The sequence below is a fragment of the Sphingobacterium haloxyli genome (assembly GCF_002980525.1).
GTDB lineage: Bacteria > Bacteroidota > Bacteroidia > Sphingobacteriales > Sphingobacteriaceae > Sphingobacterium > Sphingobacterium haloxyli.
In genome coordinates this window covers 198,165-213,668 of the sequence record NZ_PVBQ01000005.1, presented here as the reverse complement: position 1 = coordinate 213,668, position 15,504 = coordinate 198,165, and the positions used below count along the sequence as shown (strand labels likewise).

General features: G+C 40.9%; 14 protein-coding genes. 11 read left to right on the top strand and 3 right to left on the bottom strand.

All coding sequences use genetic code 11. The annotated features are described in order from the left end of the window. The first annotated feature begins 5 nt into the window (after positions 1-5). The 8 genes from C5745_RS08160 (at position 6) to C5745_RS08120 (ending at position 6,955) form a co-directional block, all read left to right on the top strand. Entirely contained in the window at positions 6-1,679 is a 1,674-nt protein-coding gene (locus C5745_RS08160; RefSeq protein ID WP_105716502.1) for a sensor histidine kinase, read from the top strand. 8 nt (positions 1,680-1,687) lie between these two features. Continuing rightward, positions 1,688-2,389 carry a response regulator transcription factor gene (locus C5745_RS08155; protein WP_105716501.1) on the top strand — a complete coding sequence of 234 codons (702 nt, stop codon included), beginning with the start codon at positions 1,688-1,690 and terminating at the stop codon, positions 2,387-2,389. 127 nt (positions 2,390-2,516) lie between these two features. Next, positions 2,517-2,990: a transcription elongation factor GreA gene (gene greA, locus C5745_RS08150; RefSeq protein WP_105716500.1), complete on the top strand. Its 474-nt coding sequence runs from the start codon at positions 2,517-2,519 to the stop codon at positions 2,988-2,990. Positions 2,991-3,214: 224 nt separating this feature from the next. After that, positions 3,215-3,628 (top strand): HIT family protein, encoded by a 414-nt coding sequence (locus tag C5745_RS08140; protein ID WP_105716498.1) that lies wholly within the window; start codon positions 3,215-3,217, stop codon positions 3,626-3,628. Between the two features lie 62 nt (positions 3,629-3,690). After that, complete coding sequence (locus tag C5745_RS08135; protein WP_105716497.1) at positions 3,691-4,359, top strand: DedA family protein; 669 nt, start codon at positions 3,691-3,693, stop codon at positions 4,357-4,359. Continuing rightward, on the top strand, positions 4,359-4,901 hold the full coding sequence (locus C5745_RS08130; RefSeq protein ID WP_105716496.1) for an inorganic diphosphatase: 543 nt from the start codon (positions 4,359-4,361) through the stop codon (positions 4,899-4,901). Before C5745_RS08135 ends, C5745_RS08130 begins: the two co-directional genes overlap by 1 nt. Before the next feature lie 8 nt (positions 4,902-4,909). Beyond that, positions 4,910-6,226 (top strand): hemolysin family protein, encoded by a 1,317-nt coding sequence (locus tag C5745_RS08125; RefSeq protein ID WP_105716495.1) that lies wholly within the window; start codon positions 4,910-4,912, stop codon positions 6,224-6,226. Between the two features lie 6 nt (positions 6,227-6,232). Further along, the gene (locus C5745_RS08120; protein ID WP_105716494.1) at positions 6,233-6,955 is read left to right on the top strand and encodes a 16S rRNA (uracil(1498)-N(3))-methyltransferase; all 723 of its coding nucleotides are present in this window, start codon (positions 6,233-6,235) and stop codon (positions 6,953-6,955) included. A 452-nt stretch (positions 6,956-7,407) separates the two neighbouring features. Here the strand turns inward: C5745_RS08120 and C5745_RS08115 are convergent, their stop codons facing one another. From C5745_RS08115 to C5745_RS08105, 3 genes are read right to left on the bottom strand one after another with little or no spacing between them, the layout of a single operon-like run. After that, on the bottom strand, positions 7,408-7,893 hold the full coding sequence (locus tag C5745_RS08115; RefSeq protein ID WP_105716493.1) for a hypothetical protein: 486 nt from the start codon (positions 7,891-7,893) through the stop codon (positions 7,408-7,410). A 50-nt stretch (positions 7,894-7,943) separates the two neighbouring features. Beyond that, a complete protein-coding gene (locus tag C5745_RS08110; RefSeq protein ID WP_105716492.1) occupies positions 7,944-9,338 on the bottom strand; it encodes an ABC transporter permease in 1,395 nt (464 codons plus the stop codon). A 2-nt stretch (positions 9,339-9,340) separates the two neighbouring features. Further along, the gene (locus C5745_RS08105; protein ID WP_105716491.1) at positions 9,341-9,979 is read right to left on the bottom strand and encodes an ABC transporter ATP-binding protein; all 639 of its coding nucleotides are present in this window, start codon (positions 9,977-9,979) and stop codon (positions 9,341-9,343) included. 207 nt (positions 9,980-10,186) lie between these two features. Here C5745_RS08105 and C5745_RS08100 point away from each other — a divergent pair, with 207 nt between their 5' ends. The 3 genes from C5745_RS08100 (at position 10,187) to C5745_RS08090 (ending at position 15,034) form a co-directional block, all read left to right on the top strand. Beyond that, entirely contained in the window at positions 10,187-12,922 is a 2,736-nt protein-coding gene (locus C5745_RS08100; protein ID WP_207795752.1) for a TonB-dependent receptor, read from the top strand. 83 nt (positions 12,923-13,005) lie between these two features. Continuing rightward, on the top strand, positions 13,006-14,199 hold the full coding sequence (locus C5745_RS08095) for a hypothetical protein (protein ID WP_105716490.1): 1,194 nt from the start codon (positions 13,006-13,008) through the stop codon (positions 14,197-14,199). A gap of 193 nt (positions 14,200-14,392) precedes the next feature. Next, entirely contained in the window at positions 14,393-15,034 is a 642-nt protein-coding gene (locus C5745_RS08090; RefSeq protein ID WP_105716489.1) for a DUF4468 domain-containing protein, read from the top strand. The last annotated feature ends 470 nt before the right edge of the window (positions 15,035-15,504 follow it).

Genomic DNA, 15,504 nt, shown 5'->3' with positions numbered 1-15,504 from the left:
GCAATATGGCATATAACCAGCTTAAATACCGAAAGAACTTTGGGTTGCTAATTGCTTTTGTGATATTGGTGACTATATTATTCGGTGTTGCGATGCTGGCCGCGCGCTCGATGATCACCAACTTTATTGAGACAGAGTTTAATAACAGGAAAGTAGAGGTGTTTGATCGCTCGGTCCAGCCGTTTCATGAGTTCTTTAACGATAAGATTCCCGAAATATCATATTATCAAGGATATTTGGATTCCGCGAAAGCCGCATCGTATGTTAATGATATCATTCGGAAATATGCGTTTGTGGATCGTGTGCTTTTTTACGATATCGCTATCACGAATTCTGATAGTGTAGAGACTGGTATTAAATACAATAACCTACTCGTTTACCCTAAAAGCATTACCTCCTTTCACTTAAACGAAGAAAATAGGCTTATTGCTCAACGCCCTGAGAATACGCAGACACGCGCCTATATAGACGATTTTAATACCATGGTATTAAAGTTCGTGGGCTTCCTGGACCGGGTGAACGAATCGACAAGCATGTCGAACGATGATATTTATCGGGTTTTTTATGCTTTGAACCCCGGGAAGGTAACCTACATGAATATCCCGCGGATTTCCGATTTATTATCGTATAAACGTATGATGTCAGTTCCCGACACAAATTTTGTAGCATATGATCAAGATATGTTCATGTTTTTAATCGACCCAAGCAAAATTCAAATTAAAAATGTGGCCAAAAATTTATATGAAAAAATAGAGATATTGCCTATTGTATCCGGTAGTGTGAGCGATCAGCATTACTATTGGCAGACGGAATTATCGCTTCCAGGGGCGTTGTCCGATTATAAACTGCAGTATACCAGCTCCGAGGGCTTTATTAATAAAGAAATTAACAGGCGTTTCTTTCCTGTTAGCCTTGGTATATCGGCTGTCTATCTTATATTAATCTTGATTGCTTATCTGATTTATCGGAACGTGACGATCAACAGTAGGCTGTTTCAACTACAGTATGATTTTATTAATAATCTAACACATGAGTTTAAGACACCTGTGAGTGTGATCAAGATTGCCGGAAACAATATTCAGAGTAGTGAGAAGCTATCAACGGAAGAGCAACGCATGTATGGAAAGATTTTGGACCAAGAGGCAGATAAACTGAACAGTTTGATGAACAAATTGTTGTCATTTGCGCAAATTGAGAATAAGTCAATCAAGCCCAATAAAGAAGAGGTACAGGTGGAGGAGTTCTGTGAACCAATTTTCGAAGCCGTTAAACTAAAATATCCTGATTTAAACTTTACCTATACAATCGATGTCCAAAACCATATGATGATAGACACAACGCTTTTATTAAGCGTGTTCCAGAATCTGATTGACAACGCGTATAAGTATTCGGAGCCGCAGCGTAAGTTCCTACATATCGACGTACAACAAAACAAGAAAAATTTTGTTATAAAATTTAAAGATAAAGGGATAGGCATAAATAAAAAGGAATTTAATAGTATTTTTAAAAAATTTTATAGAGTAAAGAACCAATTCAACCAACAAGGAAGCATTGGTTTGGGTTTAGCGTTCTGCAAAGAAATTGTAGATTTCATGGGGGGAGAGATCAAAGTAGATAGTGTGCCGAGCGAAGGCACTACTTTTACATTGCTTCTACCTTTAGGACCGAAAAAGAACTAAATAATATTATGAGTAAAGATATCACGATTGCTGTAATAGAAGACGACGAGAACTTACGTTTTTTGGTTACACACCGTCTGCAAACAGAGGGATATAAAGTTATTCAGGCGGCTAATGGTCTCGAAGCTGAAGAGCAAATACTCCAACAAAAGCCTGATGTCGTTCTGTTGGATTGGATGCTTCCCGGCAAAGAGGGCATTGATGTATGTGAATCTGTGCGCCAAGCTGGTTTTGAGAATATCATTATTATGATGACGGCAAAATCACAGGACGTAGACAAAATTGATGCGTACAGCTACGGCGTGACGGATTACATTACGAAACCATTTAACATGGATGTGTTAGTGGCGATGATCGAAAACAAAGTGCGGTTTTTCTTACCGAAAAATAGCGATGTCTATACTTTTGGCAAAACGGAACACCACCCTACCATACATTCCTTGGTAAGAGACGGGCGCAAAATAGAATTGACGATTTTGGAAAACCGCATTCTGCTTTATTTTCTACAAAATGTGGGAAAAGAAATCACACGAGAGGAGCTGATGGAGGTTGTATGGGGCTATAGTTCCAATGTAAATACACGGACACTGGACATGCACGTTGTACGTCTTCGTAAGAAAATCGAAACCAATCCAGATAAACCGCATTATTTACAGACCGTTCGTGGATTGGGTTATAAGTTTGTTGATACAGACGAAGAAGAATCGTAAAAGAAATTTGCTTTTTTAGAAGTTGCTTGCTATCTTAGCATGCAACGAGCAAGACCATGTTGTCCTGGCAAAGGGCGGTATGGTCTTGTCTTTTTTTAATTTTTTTTGCAATAAATAAAATAAAAATATGGCAGAAGTAACTTATTACACACAAGAGGGATTAGATAAGCTGAAGCAAGAGTTACAGTATCTAAAAACAGAAGGCCGGGCGAATATCGCTAAAGCGATAGCAGAGGCAAGGGATAAGGGAGATTTATCCGAAAATGCGGAGTATGATGCCGCAAAAGAAGCACAAGGTTTGCATGAAGCGAAGATTGCTAAATTGGAAGGCGTCTTAGCTAGTGCGCGCCTAATTGACGAATCTAATCTGGATACGTCAAAGGTATTGGCATTGTCTTATGTAAAGATTAAAAATAAGAACAACAATGCCGTAATGACGTATCAGCTAGTTTCAGAGACAGAAGCCGACTTGAAGGCTGGGAAGATTTCTGTAAAATCGCCGATTGCGCAAGGGCTGCTTGGGAAATCTGTAGGAGACATCGCCCAAGTGGAAGTTCCGGCGGGTGTCGTTGAGTTCGAAATCTTGGAGATCTCAAGGTAAAAGATGGACGGTTATGTGCGGTTTCTGCCATAACCGCACATCGTTTAGGAATAATTTGAAACGGTTGCAAAATAGAGCAACCGTTTTTTTGGTTACTATACACGAGGCTTCAAGGCGCAACGCAGATACCGGTTGTCCACTTAAAAGATAACTTAGAAGAACAATGCGCGTATTTCGGACGGTTTTTTTTATCTTTGTTTGTTTTTCTATAAATAGATAAAAAGATGTCAACAATTTTTTCAAAAATAGTGTCAGGTGAGGTTCCCGCTTATAAAGTTGCGGAAAGTATCGATTATTTGGCTTTTTTAGACGTTAGCCCTTTAACGAGAGGTCATGTTCTAGTTATTCCAAAGAAAGAAACAGACTATATCTTTGATATTAATGACGATCAATATATGGGTATGTGGGTGTTCGCAAAGATTGTTGCCCAAGGTATAAAAAACGTGTTCCCTTGTCGTAAAGTGGGAATTGCTGTAGTCGGTTTGGAGGTGGCTCACGCTCATATTCATTTAATCCCATTAAATGAAGTGGATGATATGAACTTTGCTCGTCCGAAACTGAGCCTGCCAAGTGATGAAATGACGAAAATAGCGGAAGACATCAGGGAAGCCATTTCGGAAGTGACGAACGCTGAGTGATCATCTATATTTAGAAACGAGAAGATTTTAGATCGGCTTTGCTGATACACTAAATAGAAATTATGCAAGATTTGTGGCTGTCTTTTCAGCAATTGATGGATCCGGAATATTTACTAAGCCATGGTGGGTTCTATATTGTAGTGCTGATCGTCTTTGCTGAAACAGGCCTATTTTTTGGTTTCTTTTTGCCGGGAGATTATCTACTGTTTTTAGCTGGTTTATTTTGCGCGCTAGGGAAAATTGATGTCGATATCATAACGATGTATTTCGGTATTCTCGGGGCAGGGATTCTAGGTAATTTTGCGGGCTATTGGTTCGGCTATCGAACGGGGCCCATGCTTTTCAAACGAAAGGATTCGCTTCTCTTTAAGCGGAAATACGTGATTATGGCGGAAGAATTCTATCACAAATATGGAGGGACTGCATTGATTATAGGGCGTTTTGTTCCAATCGTTCGCACCTTTGCTCCCATATTTGCCGGCGTGGTCAAGCTGAATTTTCGAAAATTTATCTTTTACAATATCGCTGGAGCCTTTTTGTGGGTTAGCTTGCTGACATTGACCGGCTATTTTCTGGGGGTCAAGTTTCCCGCGATTATTAACTATGTAGAGTATATCATCGTTGGATTGATTGCTATCGCATTTTTGCCGATCGCTATCGCCCTGCTTAAAAGATGGTTAAAGAACAGAAAAAACAAACAAATAAATAAAACAAACAGTAACAGTAATTAATGAACAAACAACATCCTTGGCACCAGATAGCTCCTGGAAGCGACGTGCCAAATTCGGTCAATGCCATCATCGAAATTACAAACGGCTCAAAAGGAAAGTACGAATTGGACAAAGAAACAGGTCTCCTTTTATTAGATCGCGTTCTAAGTTCTTCTGTCGTATATCCTGCCAATTACGGTTTTATTCCGCAAACTTATTGTGATGATAAAGACCCGCTGGATATCTTAGTTATCTGCTCGGTAGATATCCTACCAATGACCTTGGTAGAGGCCAAAGTAATCGGGGTAATGAATATGGTCGATGGAGGAGAACAGGATGATAAAATTATCGCTGTAGCTAAACACGACCCTAAATATAGTTATTTAAATGATATGGAAGATTTAGCACCCCATATCATGAAGGAGATCGTTCAATTTTTTGAAAGCTATAAGGCGCTGGAGAAGAAAAAAGTGCGTGTCGATGGTATTCACGGTCGTCAACGTGCGCAGGAAATCTTGTTGGATAGTATCGAACTATATAACAAAGAATTCGGTAACAAATAATATATAGCATGGCTATCGATGTTTTTTGGACGGTATTTTTAGTGGTAGCTAACGGTTTTTTCGTAGCTGCAGAATTTGCAATTGTCAAGGTTCGGGCTTCCCAGATCGAGCTTCAGGCAAAATCAGGAAGTAAGGTTGCTAAAATTGCCCAAAATATCACCAAGCATTTAGATGGTTATTTAGCAGCTACCCAATTGGGAATTACATTGGCCTCTCTTGCGCTCGGATGGGTGGGAGAGGCCGTAATGACTAGGATTGTTCACGATTTTTTTGGGTTATTCAACGTTGAACTGACAGGCACAGTGGCGAAAAACTTGGGGCATGTCCTTGCATTTAGTATTATTACTTTCTTGCATATTGTCTTTGGTGAACTGGCTCCAAAATCTATCGCCATACAAAGGCCGGTGGCCACGACGATGCGGATTGCCGCACCGCTGCAGTTCTTTTACTATATTTTCAAACCGATTATCTGGTTGCTCAATGGCTTCGCCAACTTTTTATTGCGGCTTATAGGTATCGATGTCCAAGCGCACGAAGCGCATCATTCGTCGGAGGAATTGCAGTATCTGCTGGAAAAAGGAAAAGAAAGTGGAGCGCTAAATATTAACGAACACCAGTTGATCAAGAACGTATTTGAGTTCAATGAACGTATTGTAAAAAACATTATGGTTCCGCGGACCAAAATTACAGCTATCGAAATTACGTCTACTGCGGAAGATCTTATTAAGACAGCTACGGAAGAAGGATATTCCCGGATACCCATCTATGATGACAATATAGACCAGATTGTGGGTATCGTCCATACGAAGGATTTATTGCCGATCATTGTGGAAGGAAAAGAGGTGGTTTTAAAGAATATAATACGTAAGCCCTACTTTATTCCTGAAACGAAAAAAATTAACGACTTGATGGCTGAGTTCCAACAAAAGCGGATGCAGATAGCCATTGTGTTAGATGAATTCGGAGGAACGGCGGGTATGGTGACCCTCGAAGATATTGTCGAAGAATTGGTTGGGGAAATACAAGATGAATATGATGAGGAAACACCGGTTGTAGAAAAGATTTCAGAGACCGAGTATATGGTCGATGCGGGAGCGAATGTACATGATGTGAATGGCTATTTGCCATTAGAGCTACCTGAAAGTTCTGATTATGATACGATGGCTGGACTGGTAAGTCATTATTTTGAGAAGATCCCAGATGTAGGTGAAGTACGGGAAGCAGCCGGATATTCGTTCACGATTATCAAGAAAACCCAGCAAAACATAGAGTTTGTGAAACTGGAATTGATGGAGACGCCGTACGACGATATGGATGAAGAATAACAAAGTATGCATCTTTTTTACACCCCTACCATAGAGCCACACCATACCGAATTTATGCTTAGCGAAGATGAAAGCAAGCATGCTGTTCGGGTGTTGCGCTTAACCGCGGGAGACGAGATATATCTGATTGACGGTGTCGGCGGATGGTACACCGCCAAAATTCTCGATCCACATCCGAAGCGAACCACATTATCTATACTCCACGTAGCGCAGGCATACGAGAAGCCAGCTTATTATTTGCACGTCGCTATAGCACCGACGAAAAACATCGATAGGTTGGAGTGGTTTTTAGAGAAAGCCACGGAAATTGGTATCCAGGAAATCACGCCTATTATCTCTGCCCATTCAGAACGGAAGGAAGTAAAGATAGAACGGTTGAACAAAGTAGTAATCTCCGCTATGAAGCAATCGCTTAAAGCCTACCTACCTAAAATCAATCCTGCAATTTCGCTGTCGCAGTTTTTCCAACGGATAACAACGGAAGAATATACTACCAAAGCTGTTGCACATTGTGCCGACGGTGAAAAGCAATATTTAGCGGATATTTGTTCTCAGGCAGGTAAGTATCTTATCTTAATAGGTCCGGAAGGAGACTTCTCCGAAACGGAGATTGAACAAGCATTATCCTTAGGTTATCAACCGGTTTCGCTGGGAAACAGTCGCCTCCGTACGGAAACAGCTGCGCTAGCAAGTTGTTTAGAAATAGCAGTATTGAACCGTTCTTTTTAAAAGAACTATTTTTTTAATCAATTTTTCATGTTCTTTTTCCCCGCGAAAAAGAACCAAAAAGCTCGTCGCTTCGGATGTTTGACAGGGAGGGAAAGTGCAAGGAGAGGATTTCTACAGTCGTCAAAAATCCGGATGCGACAATTAAGGTTAAGGAAGGGTTCACACAATTGTATTGTCTCTTCTTTAACATCTAAATGCCACATATAAACTATTCTCGATGCGGGAGAAGTGCGGGGCTGTGGGACGCATCAAAATTTTGAAATATGTAGAAATTTAATTTATGTATTATCTCTCCATTCAAAACTATTCTCGATGCGGGAGAAGTGCGGGGTAGAGGGACGCATCAAATTTTAAAGTGGCGAGTTTTTTTGCTTCCTTTTTTTGAGGTAAAAAAAGGAAGAGCCAGTCGCGGCTTGAGCGACAAAGAAATTTGATTAAAGAAAACCTTCGTTTTATTTAATGAGAACAGCATCTACAATCTGAATCTCTGCATTCCCTTTTAAAGGCTCGGGATTGAACACCATTTTTCCTTTGATCTTAATGGGTTCCTCTGTAAACTTTACGGATTCGCTTTTCATGAAGATTTCGACCATAGGTGGAATGCCGTTACTTCCGCAGAAGGCACACTGCATGACGGGAAGGACCGATAGCATAAATGTCTTGTGGTTGCGGCCGCTGTTTAACGGTACGAGGTAGCCGGGAAGTTCTACTACTTTATTCTCTAATGATTTGAGTGCAGGGGGATAGTGGGGAGTGTATACTTTTTTGTTGTTCTCTGTGGTTACCTTATACATCATTTTGTCGATGGCTTCCCAAGTGCTATTCATCATCGGCGTATGGTCAGGTATATTCTCCCCAGGGAACTGCCCGATTTGGGCTTTTGCCATACCGAAGGTGAATAACGCTATTATAATTGCTAATACTTTTATTTGCTTCATTTTTTTATTTATCTAATCTTTTTAATTGGACACTTATAACCCGTCACGAGTTACTTATCTGCTAAAATCGTTGAAATGGATGTGTCGTAGGCTTTAATGGCCGGAATCATCGCCGCTAAGACGCCCAATATACAAGCCGCGAACACTAAAATCAAGTCTTGTCCATGAATGTTAAATGCCTCAATAAAATCAGCACTTTCACTGGTTTGTTGACCTATAATAAATAAGGCCCCATGTCCGAGCAGTAACCCTATTATTCCGCCTATCAATGTAATCACTAAACCTTCGACTAATACGAGGCTGAAAAGTTTAGTTTTGGACGCCCCCATGGAGCGCATAATAGCGAGGTCGTATTTCCGTTCCTTCAATGCATTATAAAGGCTAATAAATACACTTAGGCCGGCGATGAGCATAATGATATATGCTAAGATAGCGAGAGAATCCAGTCCTACACCTAATAACGAAAATAAACGTGTACTTTCGATCGCTGGCGATGCGGCCTGCATATCCGTCGATTCGTTTACCAGCCGTGGGATGACGCTCATCGCCGCTGGCGAACTATATTTAACCAACAACGCGGTCACTTCTTCGCCGCGGTCTTCTAACATGTCCGCTCCAATGCTCTTGATGAACATGTCGTTTGGTTTCTCGGAAACTATTTCTTCGTGATCGCCATGGTCATGATCTTCATCATGTTTATGTCCGCTATGATGTGTATGGTCATGGTCGTGATCGTGGTCGTGGTCATGATCTTCATCATGTTTATGTCCGCTATGATCATGTGTATGGTCATGGTCGTGTTCATGACTATGATCGTGGCCACCATGATGGAGTCCATGTACATCCCATACACTTTCCAGATTACACAGAATAAGGTTGTCCACTATGGATCCCGACCCCTCCAGTATGCCGACGATTTTAAACGGATGATCGTCGTGTACATGCCCATCTTCGGAATGGCCGTGCGCGGTAAAGAATTCATCTCCTATTCCCAAACCTCTTTTACGTGCGACCTCGCTTCCTATTACGGCCTCAAAGGAGGTCCCCCATAATTCCCCATCTTTTATGGATAATCCATATAGATCCAAATAGGTGGGTTCCGTACCAATGACACGGTGTCCTTTGAAGTTATCCCCCAAGGAAATGGGGACTGCCGTTTCAATAAATGGATTGTCGCTAAGTTGGCGTGCTTGGGCCAATGCAATATTGCCGGTAGGGTTGTCCACATGGTAAAGCGAACTCAGAATGAGCTGCAAAGGGCTCCCTTTGGCACCGACAACCAGATCTATGTTTTTTGTGTTATTGGTGAGTTGCTTTTCGAACGTATCTCCCGTGATGTAAATAACACACAAAATGGCCACACCGAAAGCGGTGAGTAATATACTGAGTAGGGTCGACCCTAACTGTTGGGTAATATTCTTCCAGACGAGTTGCAAATTATTCATAGCTACAGTTGATAGGAATTAGCGAATTGATCTTTTATACGCTTGTCGTGCGTGGCGATGAGCAGTGTGGAACCATAGCTACTAGCAATATTGAAAAGTAATTGCAATACTAAATCCGTGTTCTTGTCATCTAATGACGCAGTGGGTTCGTCGGCCAACAATAACCCTGGACGATTAATGACTGCCCTAGCAATGGCAACACGTTGTTTCTGCCCCCGGCTCAATTGGCCCGGCAACGCGTTAGCTTTATCTTTTAATTGCAACTGATCCAACATCTCGATAATAGCTTGTTCATCTACTGGATTTTTGGCAAGGCTCTGCGCTAGCTTGATATTTTCGGCCACGGTGAGGTTTCGCAGGAGATGTGCTTCTTGAAATATAAAGCCTAGATTCTTTGCCCGAAAGGCATCAAGTGCGGTGCCGCTCATGGCATACAACGATTGGTTCATCAGATGAACTTCGCCTGTAGTGGGGTGGGACAGACCGCTCAGTAAATGCAAGAGCGTGGTCTTTCCTGTTCCCGAATCTCCTAAGAGCAAGCTATGTTGGTTTTTTTGTATATGGATATCCGGAAATTCCAGTTTGACACCCTGTGGATATTGGTAACTTAATCCAACGGATGATAGTACCGTGTCTGCCATAGTCTGTTGTTTTAAGGTGCCAAATTACTAACTATTATACACAACTCCGAATAAACGAATGAGGTAAGCTAGGATTTAACGAAAAAAATACAAACCGCTCTAATGGGAGTTAACAATTTATTAACGAACAAGTGATATTTTAATAATTTAGCGTTAACAGTTAGCTAATATTATGCTCATAATATTGCAACATAATTTTAACACGCGATGAATAAGTTAAGCTATTATGTTGCTTTAGTCGTTACGCTAGTCGCCATGCAGGTTTCGGGCGTTAAAGGGCAACAATTTGGGGTGAAGGGAAAAGTTTTGGATCTCGAAACTTACCAACCCATTTCAGGAGTTAGTATAAAAATTGCGAATACCCAGTACGCTACATCTACAGACAACGCCGGCGAGTTTTCGCTCACGTTGCCGGAGAAACCAGGGGAGTATGTCCTTGTTAGTACGTTTGTTGGATACAACACCGACTCCACAGCCTTCAACCTCGAACAGAAGACGTGGGAGTTTGTACCGGTTGTATTAGTGAATGCCAACTCAACTTTGGAAGAAGTGGTGATCACGCGGAGGAAAGAACGCGCAAGTGAAATTGCTTTACTGGAAGAGCGGAAGTTATCTAACTTGATGGTGGAGAAAATCGGAGCACAAGAGCTTTCTAGGAAAGGTGTCGGCGATGCGGCATCTGCGTTAGCAAAAATGAGCGGGGTTTCCCGTATAGAAGGAACCAGCCAGGTGTATGTGCGAGGATTGGGGGACCGCTATAATACGACTTCATTTAATGGCTTGCCGATTCCATCCAATGATCCTGAACGCAAGAATATTGATCTGGATCTCTTTACAACGGACATCGTAGAGTATGTTGCCGTCGATAAAGTATATAGCAATTATATGTCAGGCGATTTTGCAGGCGGAAATGTGGATATTGCATCGAAAAGATATTCGGGTGATGGAATGTTGGAAGTGAATATCGGCAGTAGCATGAATACGAACGTTCTTGGTAAATGGAATAATTTTTATTTGCAACAAGGACCGACACGTAGTGGGTTTGTAAATTATGGGGTACCCAACGATCCGCTGGGTGGATATAATTTTGAAAATAGTTTGAATCCGAAAAAGCAAACGCCTATTTGGGGGAATATCGGTCTGCGCGGCGGAAAATCGTTTTATCTTGGAAAAGATAGTCGTTTGAATCTGTTTGCTGTAGCAAACTATACCAGTGATTATAATTATAGGGAGGGAGTAAATCGCGAACTTTCTGCAGGTGGAAATCGAATAAAAGATCTCGATCAAATTCGTTATGGTTATGTTACGAATACTACGGGGATGTTAAACGCGGAATACGTGCTCAATCCAAATCATAAATTTTCGTACAATTTCTTGTTCATCAATTCATCCGATCAGTCCGCGGATAGTTATTCCGGTTTTATTCGCGATATGGCAGAAAATGGTCAAGGGATTATACAGCGGAACACCTTCCGTCAAAGCAAACTATTTGTTAATCAAATTCTCGGTGATCATATGCTGTCCGAAAAGATTGATTTGGACTGGGGGCTATCTTACAATAATGTAACGAGCGATATGCCTGATCGTACGCAAAATACCATGGGTATCAACGATCAGTTAGGTTATCGTGTCCTTTTGCAGAACCAACCGGCTGATAACCATCGTTATTTTCAAAATTTGACGGAAACAGAAGTAGCATTTAATGTTGCTGCACACTATAAATTAGGAGACAATGATCAAGGTCGGATATCTCTAGGGTATAATGGTAAAATAAAAGAGCGTGACTTTGAAGATTTTCAAGTTAATTTCCGCATTCCCTCATTGGGACGTCAGCAGCGTATTGACCCCAACGACCTAGATGCCTTTTTTAATTCTGACAATTTTAATCAAGGGGTATTTCGCTCAGAAGGTTTCACGTTAGATTTGCCACAGACTTATCAAGGAAAGCAGGATATCCATGCTTTTTTTGCGAATGGAGAACTCAAGCTGACCGACAGATTGACGGGTATGATAGGTCTACGCTACGAAAATATCACGCAGACTATTGACTACGCTACGGTGCTGGATCGATCGGGACGCCCCAATACCTTTAAGCGGAACAGTCTGCTGCCAAACTTGATTTTGAAGTACGAATTGAATGAAAAACAAAATCTACGTCTAGGTGCGAGTAAGACCTATACCTTACCACAATTTAAGGAGCGGGCTTACTTTAGATATATAGACGTTACGGAGACTAGGGTGGGTAACCCAGATTTGTATCCCTCACAAGATTATAACCTAGATATTAGATGGGAAATGTTCCCACGTGCATCAGAGCTCTTATCGGTTACACTGTTTGGTAAGTATATCGTAGATCCAATGAACGAAATAACATTTGCTTCATCTTCAAATGACGTTTCTTATATGAATACCGGGGACTGGGGAATGGTATATGGTGCAGAGGTTGAAATAAAGAAAGATTTGTTCGCTTTTGATAATGGTGATAGTAAGCTATCAGTAGGGGGGAACGTTGCTTATATGAAAACCGATCAAGAATTAAGTGCGGAGAAAGTGCGCAACGAGACTATATATAACTTAAACTTGACAGACGACCGCGCTGGTTTTACAGGGGCATCAGACTTCTTGATGAACGCAGACCTCTCCTTTACTAGGAAATGGAATAACGAATCAGACATTGTGGCTACTGTTTTATACAATCACTTCTCTGACCGACTATATGCGTTAGGAACTGAGGGCAAGGGAAATCAGATCGATCGAGGTGTGGGAACGTTAGATTTTATACTGAAATATAAGATCAGTCGTAAATTTGGCGTCGATTTAGGAGCTAGAAATCTACTAGATCCAACCTACGAACGGATCCAGGACAATACCGATGCGCCAGTGACCATACTTTCTTATAAAAGAGGTGCTCGCTTTTCGTTAGGATTCAAATATAATTTATAAAACAACTTAACATAAATATAATACTAGGTTAATGTATTGGAAATTTTAAGTATAGATATTTGTATTAATAAATTAAGAGAAAGATGAAGAGAAATTCTACTATCCCAATGATTAGACTATTCTGCTTAGGAATGTTGTCTATGTGTTTAGCGTTTACATCCTGTAGTGATGATGATGATAATCCAAGACCGGATGATGATCGCTTTGAATTGGTGCGTGATGATTTCCGCGGTAAAATTACAGAAGGTGAAATTATTTTGGAATCGGGTACTTACCAGTTAACGGGAACGGTTGAGGTACGAGAAGGTGCTACCTTGACGATAAAACCAGGCGTCCGGATTGAAGCGACAAACGTTTCGGGAGACCGTCAAGATGTTCGTTACATTGCTGTGGCACAAGGTGGCAAAATCAACGTTGAAGGTACCAAGGAAAATCCGGTTGTTATGACAGCTACTACAAAAACTCCTGGTGCCTGGGGAGGATTGGTTATCTGTGGTCGCGCTCCAATCAATAAAGGATTAACAGCTTCCGCGGAAGTGTCTGAGTTGACATATGGAGGTACCGACGTCAATGATAATTCAGGAACCGTTCGATATTTGAGAATTGAATATTCCGGATACTCTTACGACGGAACAAAAGAATTCAACGGCCTTTCTATGTTTGGTGTCGGTAAAGGAACAACAATCGAATATGTACAATCTTACGAGGGTTCCGATGATGCTTTCGAATGGTTTGGTGGTACAGTGGATTCAAGATATCTAGTTGCTGTGAATACGCATGAAGAAGTTGCAGATGACATCTTTGATTGGACAGAAGGTTGGAATGGTACAGGTGAGTATTGGTATGGTATAAGAACGAATAGTGGTAACAGAGGCATTGAAGCGGATAACAACTCCAGCAACCATAATGCAGATCCTATCTCTAATCCTACGATTAAAAATTTGACATTAGTTGGAAACAATGATAGTGACGGAAGTGAAAACCAAGCGATTAAAATGCGTGTAGGAACGAATGGTAACTTTGACAACGTTGTGTTAAGTAACTGGGGTGTTGGTTTTGATATCCAACATGACGAGAGTTTGGCATTTGTTGAAGCTGGCGAATTGAAAGCAACTAATGTGAAATTCGTCAATGTAGGAACAAAGGCAAAAGGTACTTCTACTGCAGACGCTGATGTAGATATTACAAAAGTATTTACAGAGAATGATGCTGCTACTGGTGCTGGAAACGGTGTGGATGCTCCAGAATGGGCACAAGGTTGGACTGTAGGTTTGTAAGCAAGTTGTTACGCTTCAGAGCAATAACATAAAATTAAATAATACCTCTCAAAAAGCCGGCTTCCGATAAGGAGCCGGCTTTTTTATCTAGCTATTGCTGATTGATTAATTATGATTAATAATTTATTTACAGTATGTTGATTTGTAGGTAATATCTTTTTCTTTTATTGTTTCGTTATTAAATGACTAGCTTATGAAATTAGTATATTCACTTTTACTGTATTGTTTACCAGTATGGAGCTTTGCTCAGGAAGCAGGTATTTTCGATAAAGCGTACAAACCGAGTAGCTATCAAGTAGATAGTGTCGCATCGTATATTCCCCTTAAGGACGGAAAAGTGGTATACCGTGAGTTGATAACATATCAAGGAGACAAAGAGCAAGCATACACTACCTTAAAAAGGTGGTTTGTAAACAGTTTTCCCGATATTCAAAGCACGGTTCAAATTGACGATCGGGAAGCTGGTACGCTGATCGGCAAGTCCGTGAGAAGATATAACTTTAAATCAGGCGTGAGTAAATCAGACTTCTCCATGTATTTTACAGTGGCGATAAATATAGGCGCCGATACGGTGGAGATGTCGGTATACAATATCTACGGAAGCGATAAACGTAGGAATAACCTACAGATGTATCTGGAAGCCACAAATGCGATGGTAAATGAGAATATAAACTTTAATCAGCACAATTCTGTCGAAATGTTTAATGTGGATCTCACGAAATCTTATTTTGACTACTTGAAAGGTAAGCGGAAAAAATATAACGGAAGGGTTGTCTTTACTGTCGATAACGAAGTAAGAACAATATTCGAGTCGGCCAAAAAAACTTTGATGTAATTTGGTTATGAAGATAAATCTACTATGCTGTGTAGTATAGTATTATACATGTTACTGTTGACAGCCTGTGGTGCGCTGTTTAGCGGTTACAATAATTATATTGTCTACTCGTATTCCGCCAAAATAGCCATTTTGTACATGTACATAGCGTCTACTGCAATGTAGTTAACGTGTATGTACAGTGACATAATCAACAGGTCAATGTAGTTGTCGGCTATGTCCGGTTACAACACGTACTTGTTGCTTGAAATAATGGCTATATCACTGTACTGAACGACGAACTCAAGTGACGTAAACCAGTTGTTCCCGCACAAGTGAAACATGCAGTCTGCTTTAACGGCGATGTCCATGTAATCGACGGCAAAGGCACGGAACAAGATCAACAACTCAAATGACAACGAAAAGATGTTCCGTGCGGGCATTGACATGTACATAGACATAATCACAAAGAAATACCATTTTTTCGAAGT

What these genes read in the sequence shown, in the direction of transcription:
- C5745_RS08095 (WP_105716490.1), top strand. Translation starts at nt 13,006, where the DNA reads ATGAAGAGAAATTCTACTATCCCAATGATTAGACTATTCTGCTTAGGA.
- greA (WP_105716500.1), top strand. Translation starts at nt 2,517, where the DNA reads ATGGCAGAAGTAACTTATTACACACAAGAGGGATTAGATAAGCTGAAG.
- C5745_RS08115 (WP_105716493.1), bottom strand. Translation starts at nt 7,893, where the DNA reads ATGAAGCAAATAAAAGTATTAGCAATTATAATAGCGTTATTCACCTTC.
- C5745_RS08120 (WP_105716494.1), top strand. Translation starts at nt 6,233, where the DNA reads ATGCATCTTTTTTACACCCCTACCATAGAGCCACACCATACCGAATTT.
- C5745_RS08105 (WP_105716491.1), bottom strand. Translation starts at nt 9,979, where the DNA reads ATGGCAGACACGGTACTATCATCCGTTGGATTAAGTTACCAATATCCA.
- C5745_RS08130 (WP_105716496.1), top strand. Translation starts at nt 4,359, where the DNA reads ATGAACAAACAACATCCTTGGCACCAGATAGCTCCTGGAAGCGACGTG.
- C5745_RS08090 (WP_105716489.1), top strand. Translation starts at nt 14,393, where the DNA reads ATGAAATTAGTATATTCACTTTTACTGTATTGTTTACCAGTATGGAGC.
- C5745_RS08160 (WP_105716502.1), top strand. Translation starts at nt 6, where the DNA reads ATGGCATATAACCAGCTTAAATACCGAAAGAACTTTGGGTTGCTAATT.
- C5745_RS08140 (WP_105716498.1), top strand. Translation starts at nt 3,215, where the DNA reads ATGTCAACAATTTTTTCAAAAATAGTGTCAGGTGAGGTTCCCGCTTAT.
- C5745_RS08135 (WP_105716497.1), top strand. Translation starts at nt 3,691, where the DNA reads ATGCAAGATTTGTGGCTGTCTTTTCAGCAATTGATGGATCCGGAATAT.
- C5745_RS08110 (WP_105716492.1), bottom strand. Translation starts at nt 9,338, where the DNA reads ATGAATAATTTGCAACTCGTCTGGAAGAATATTACCCAACAGTTAGGG.
- C5745_RS08155 (WP_105716501.1), top strand. Translation starts at nt 1,688, where the DNA reads ATGAGTAAAGATATCACGATTGCTGTAATAGAAGACGACGAGAACTTA.
- C5745_RS08100 (WP_207795752.1), top strand. Translation starts at nt 10,187, where the DNA reads ATGAATAAGTTAAGCTATTATGTTGCTTTAGTCGTTACGCTAGTCGCC.
- C5745_RS08125 (WP_105716495.1), top strand. Translation starts at nt 4,910, where the DNA reads ATGGCTATCGATGTTTTTTGGACGGTATTTTTAGTGGTAGCTAACGGT.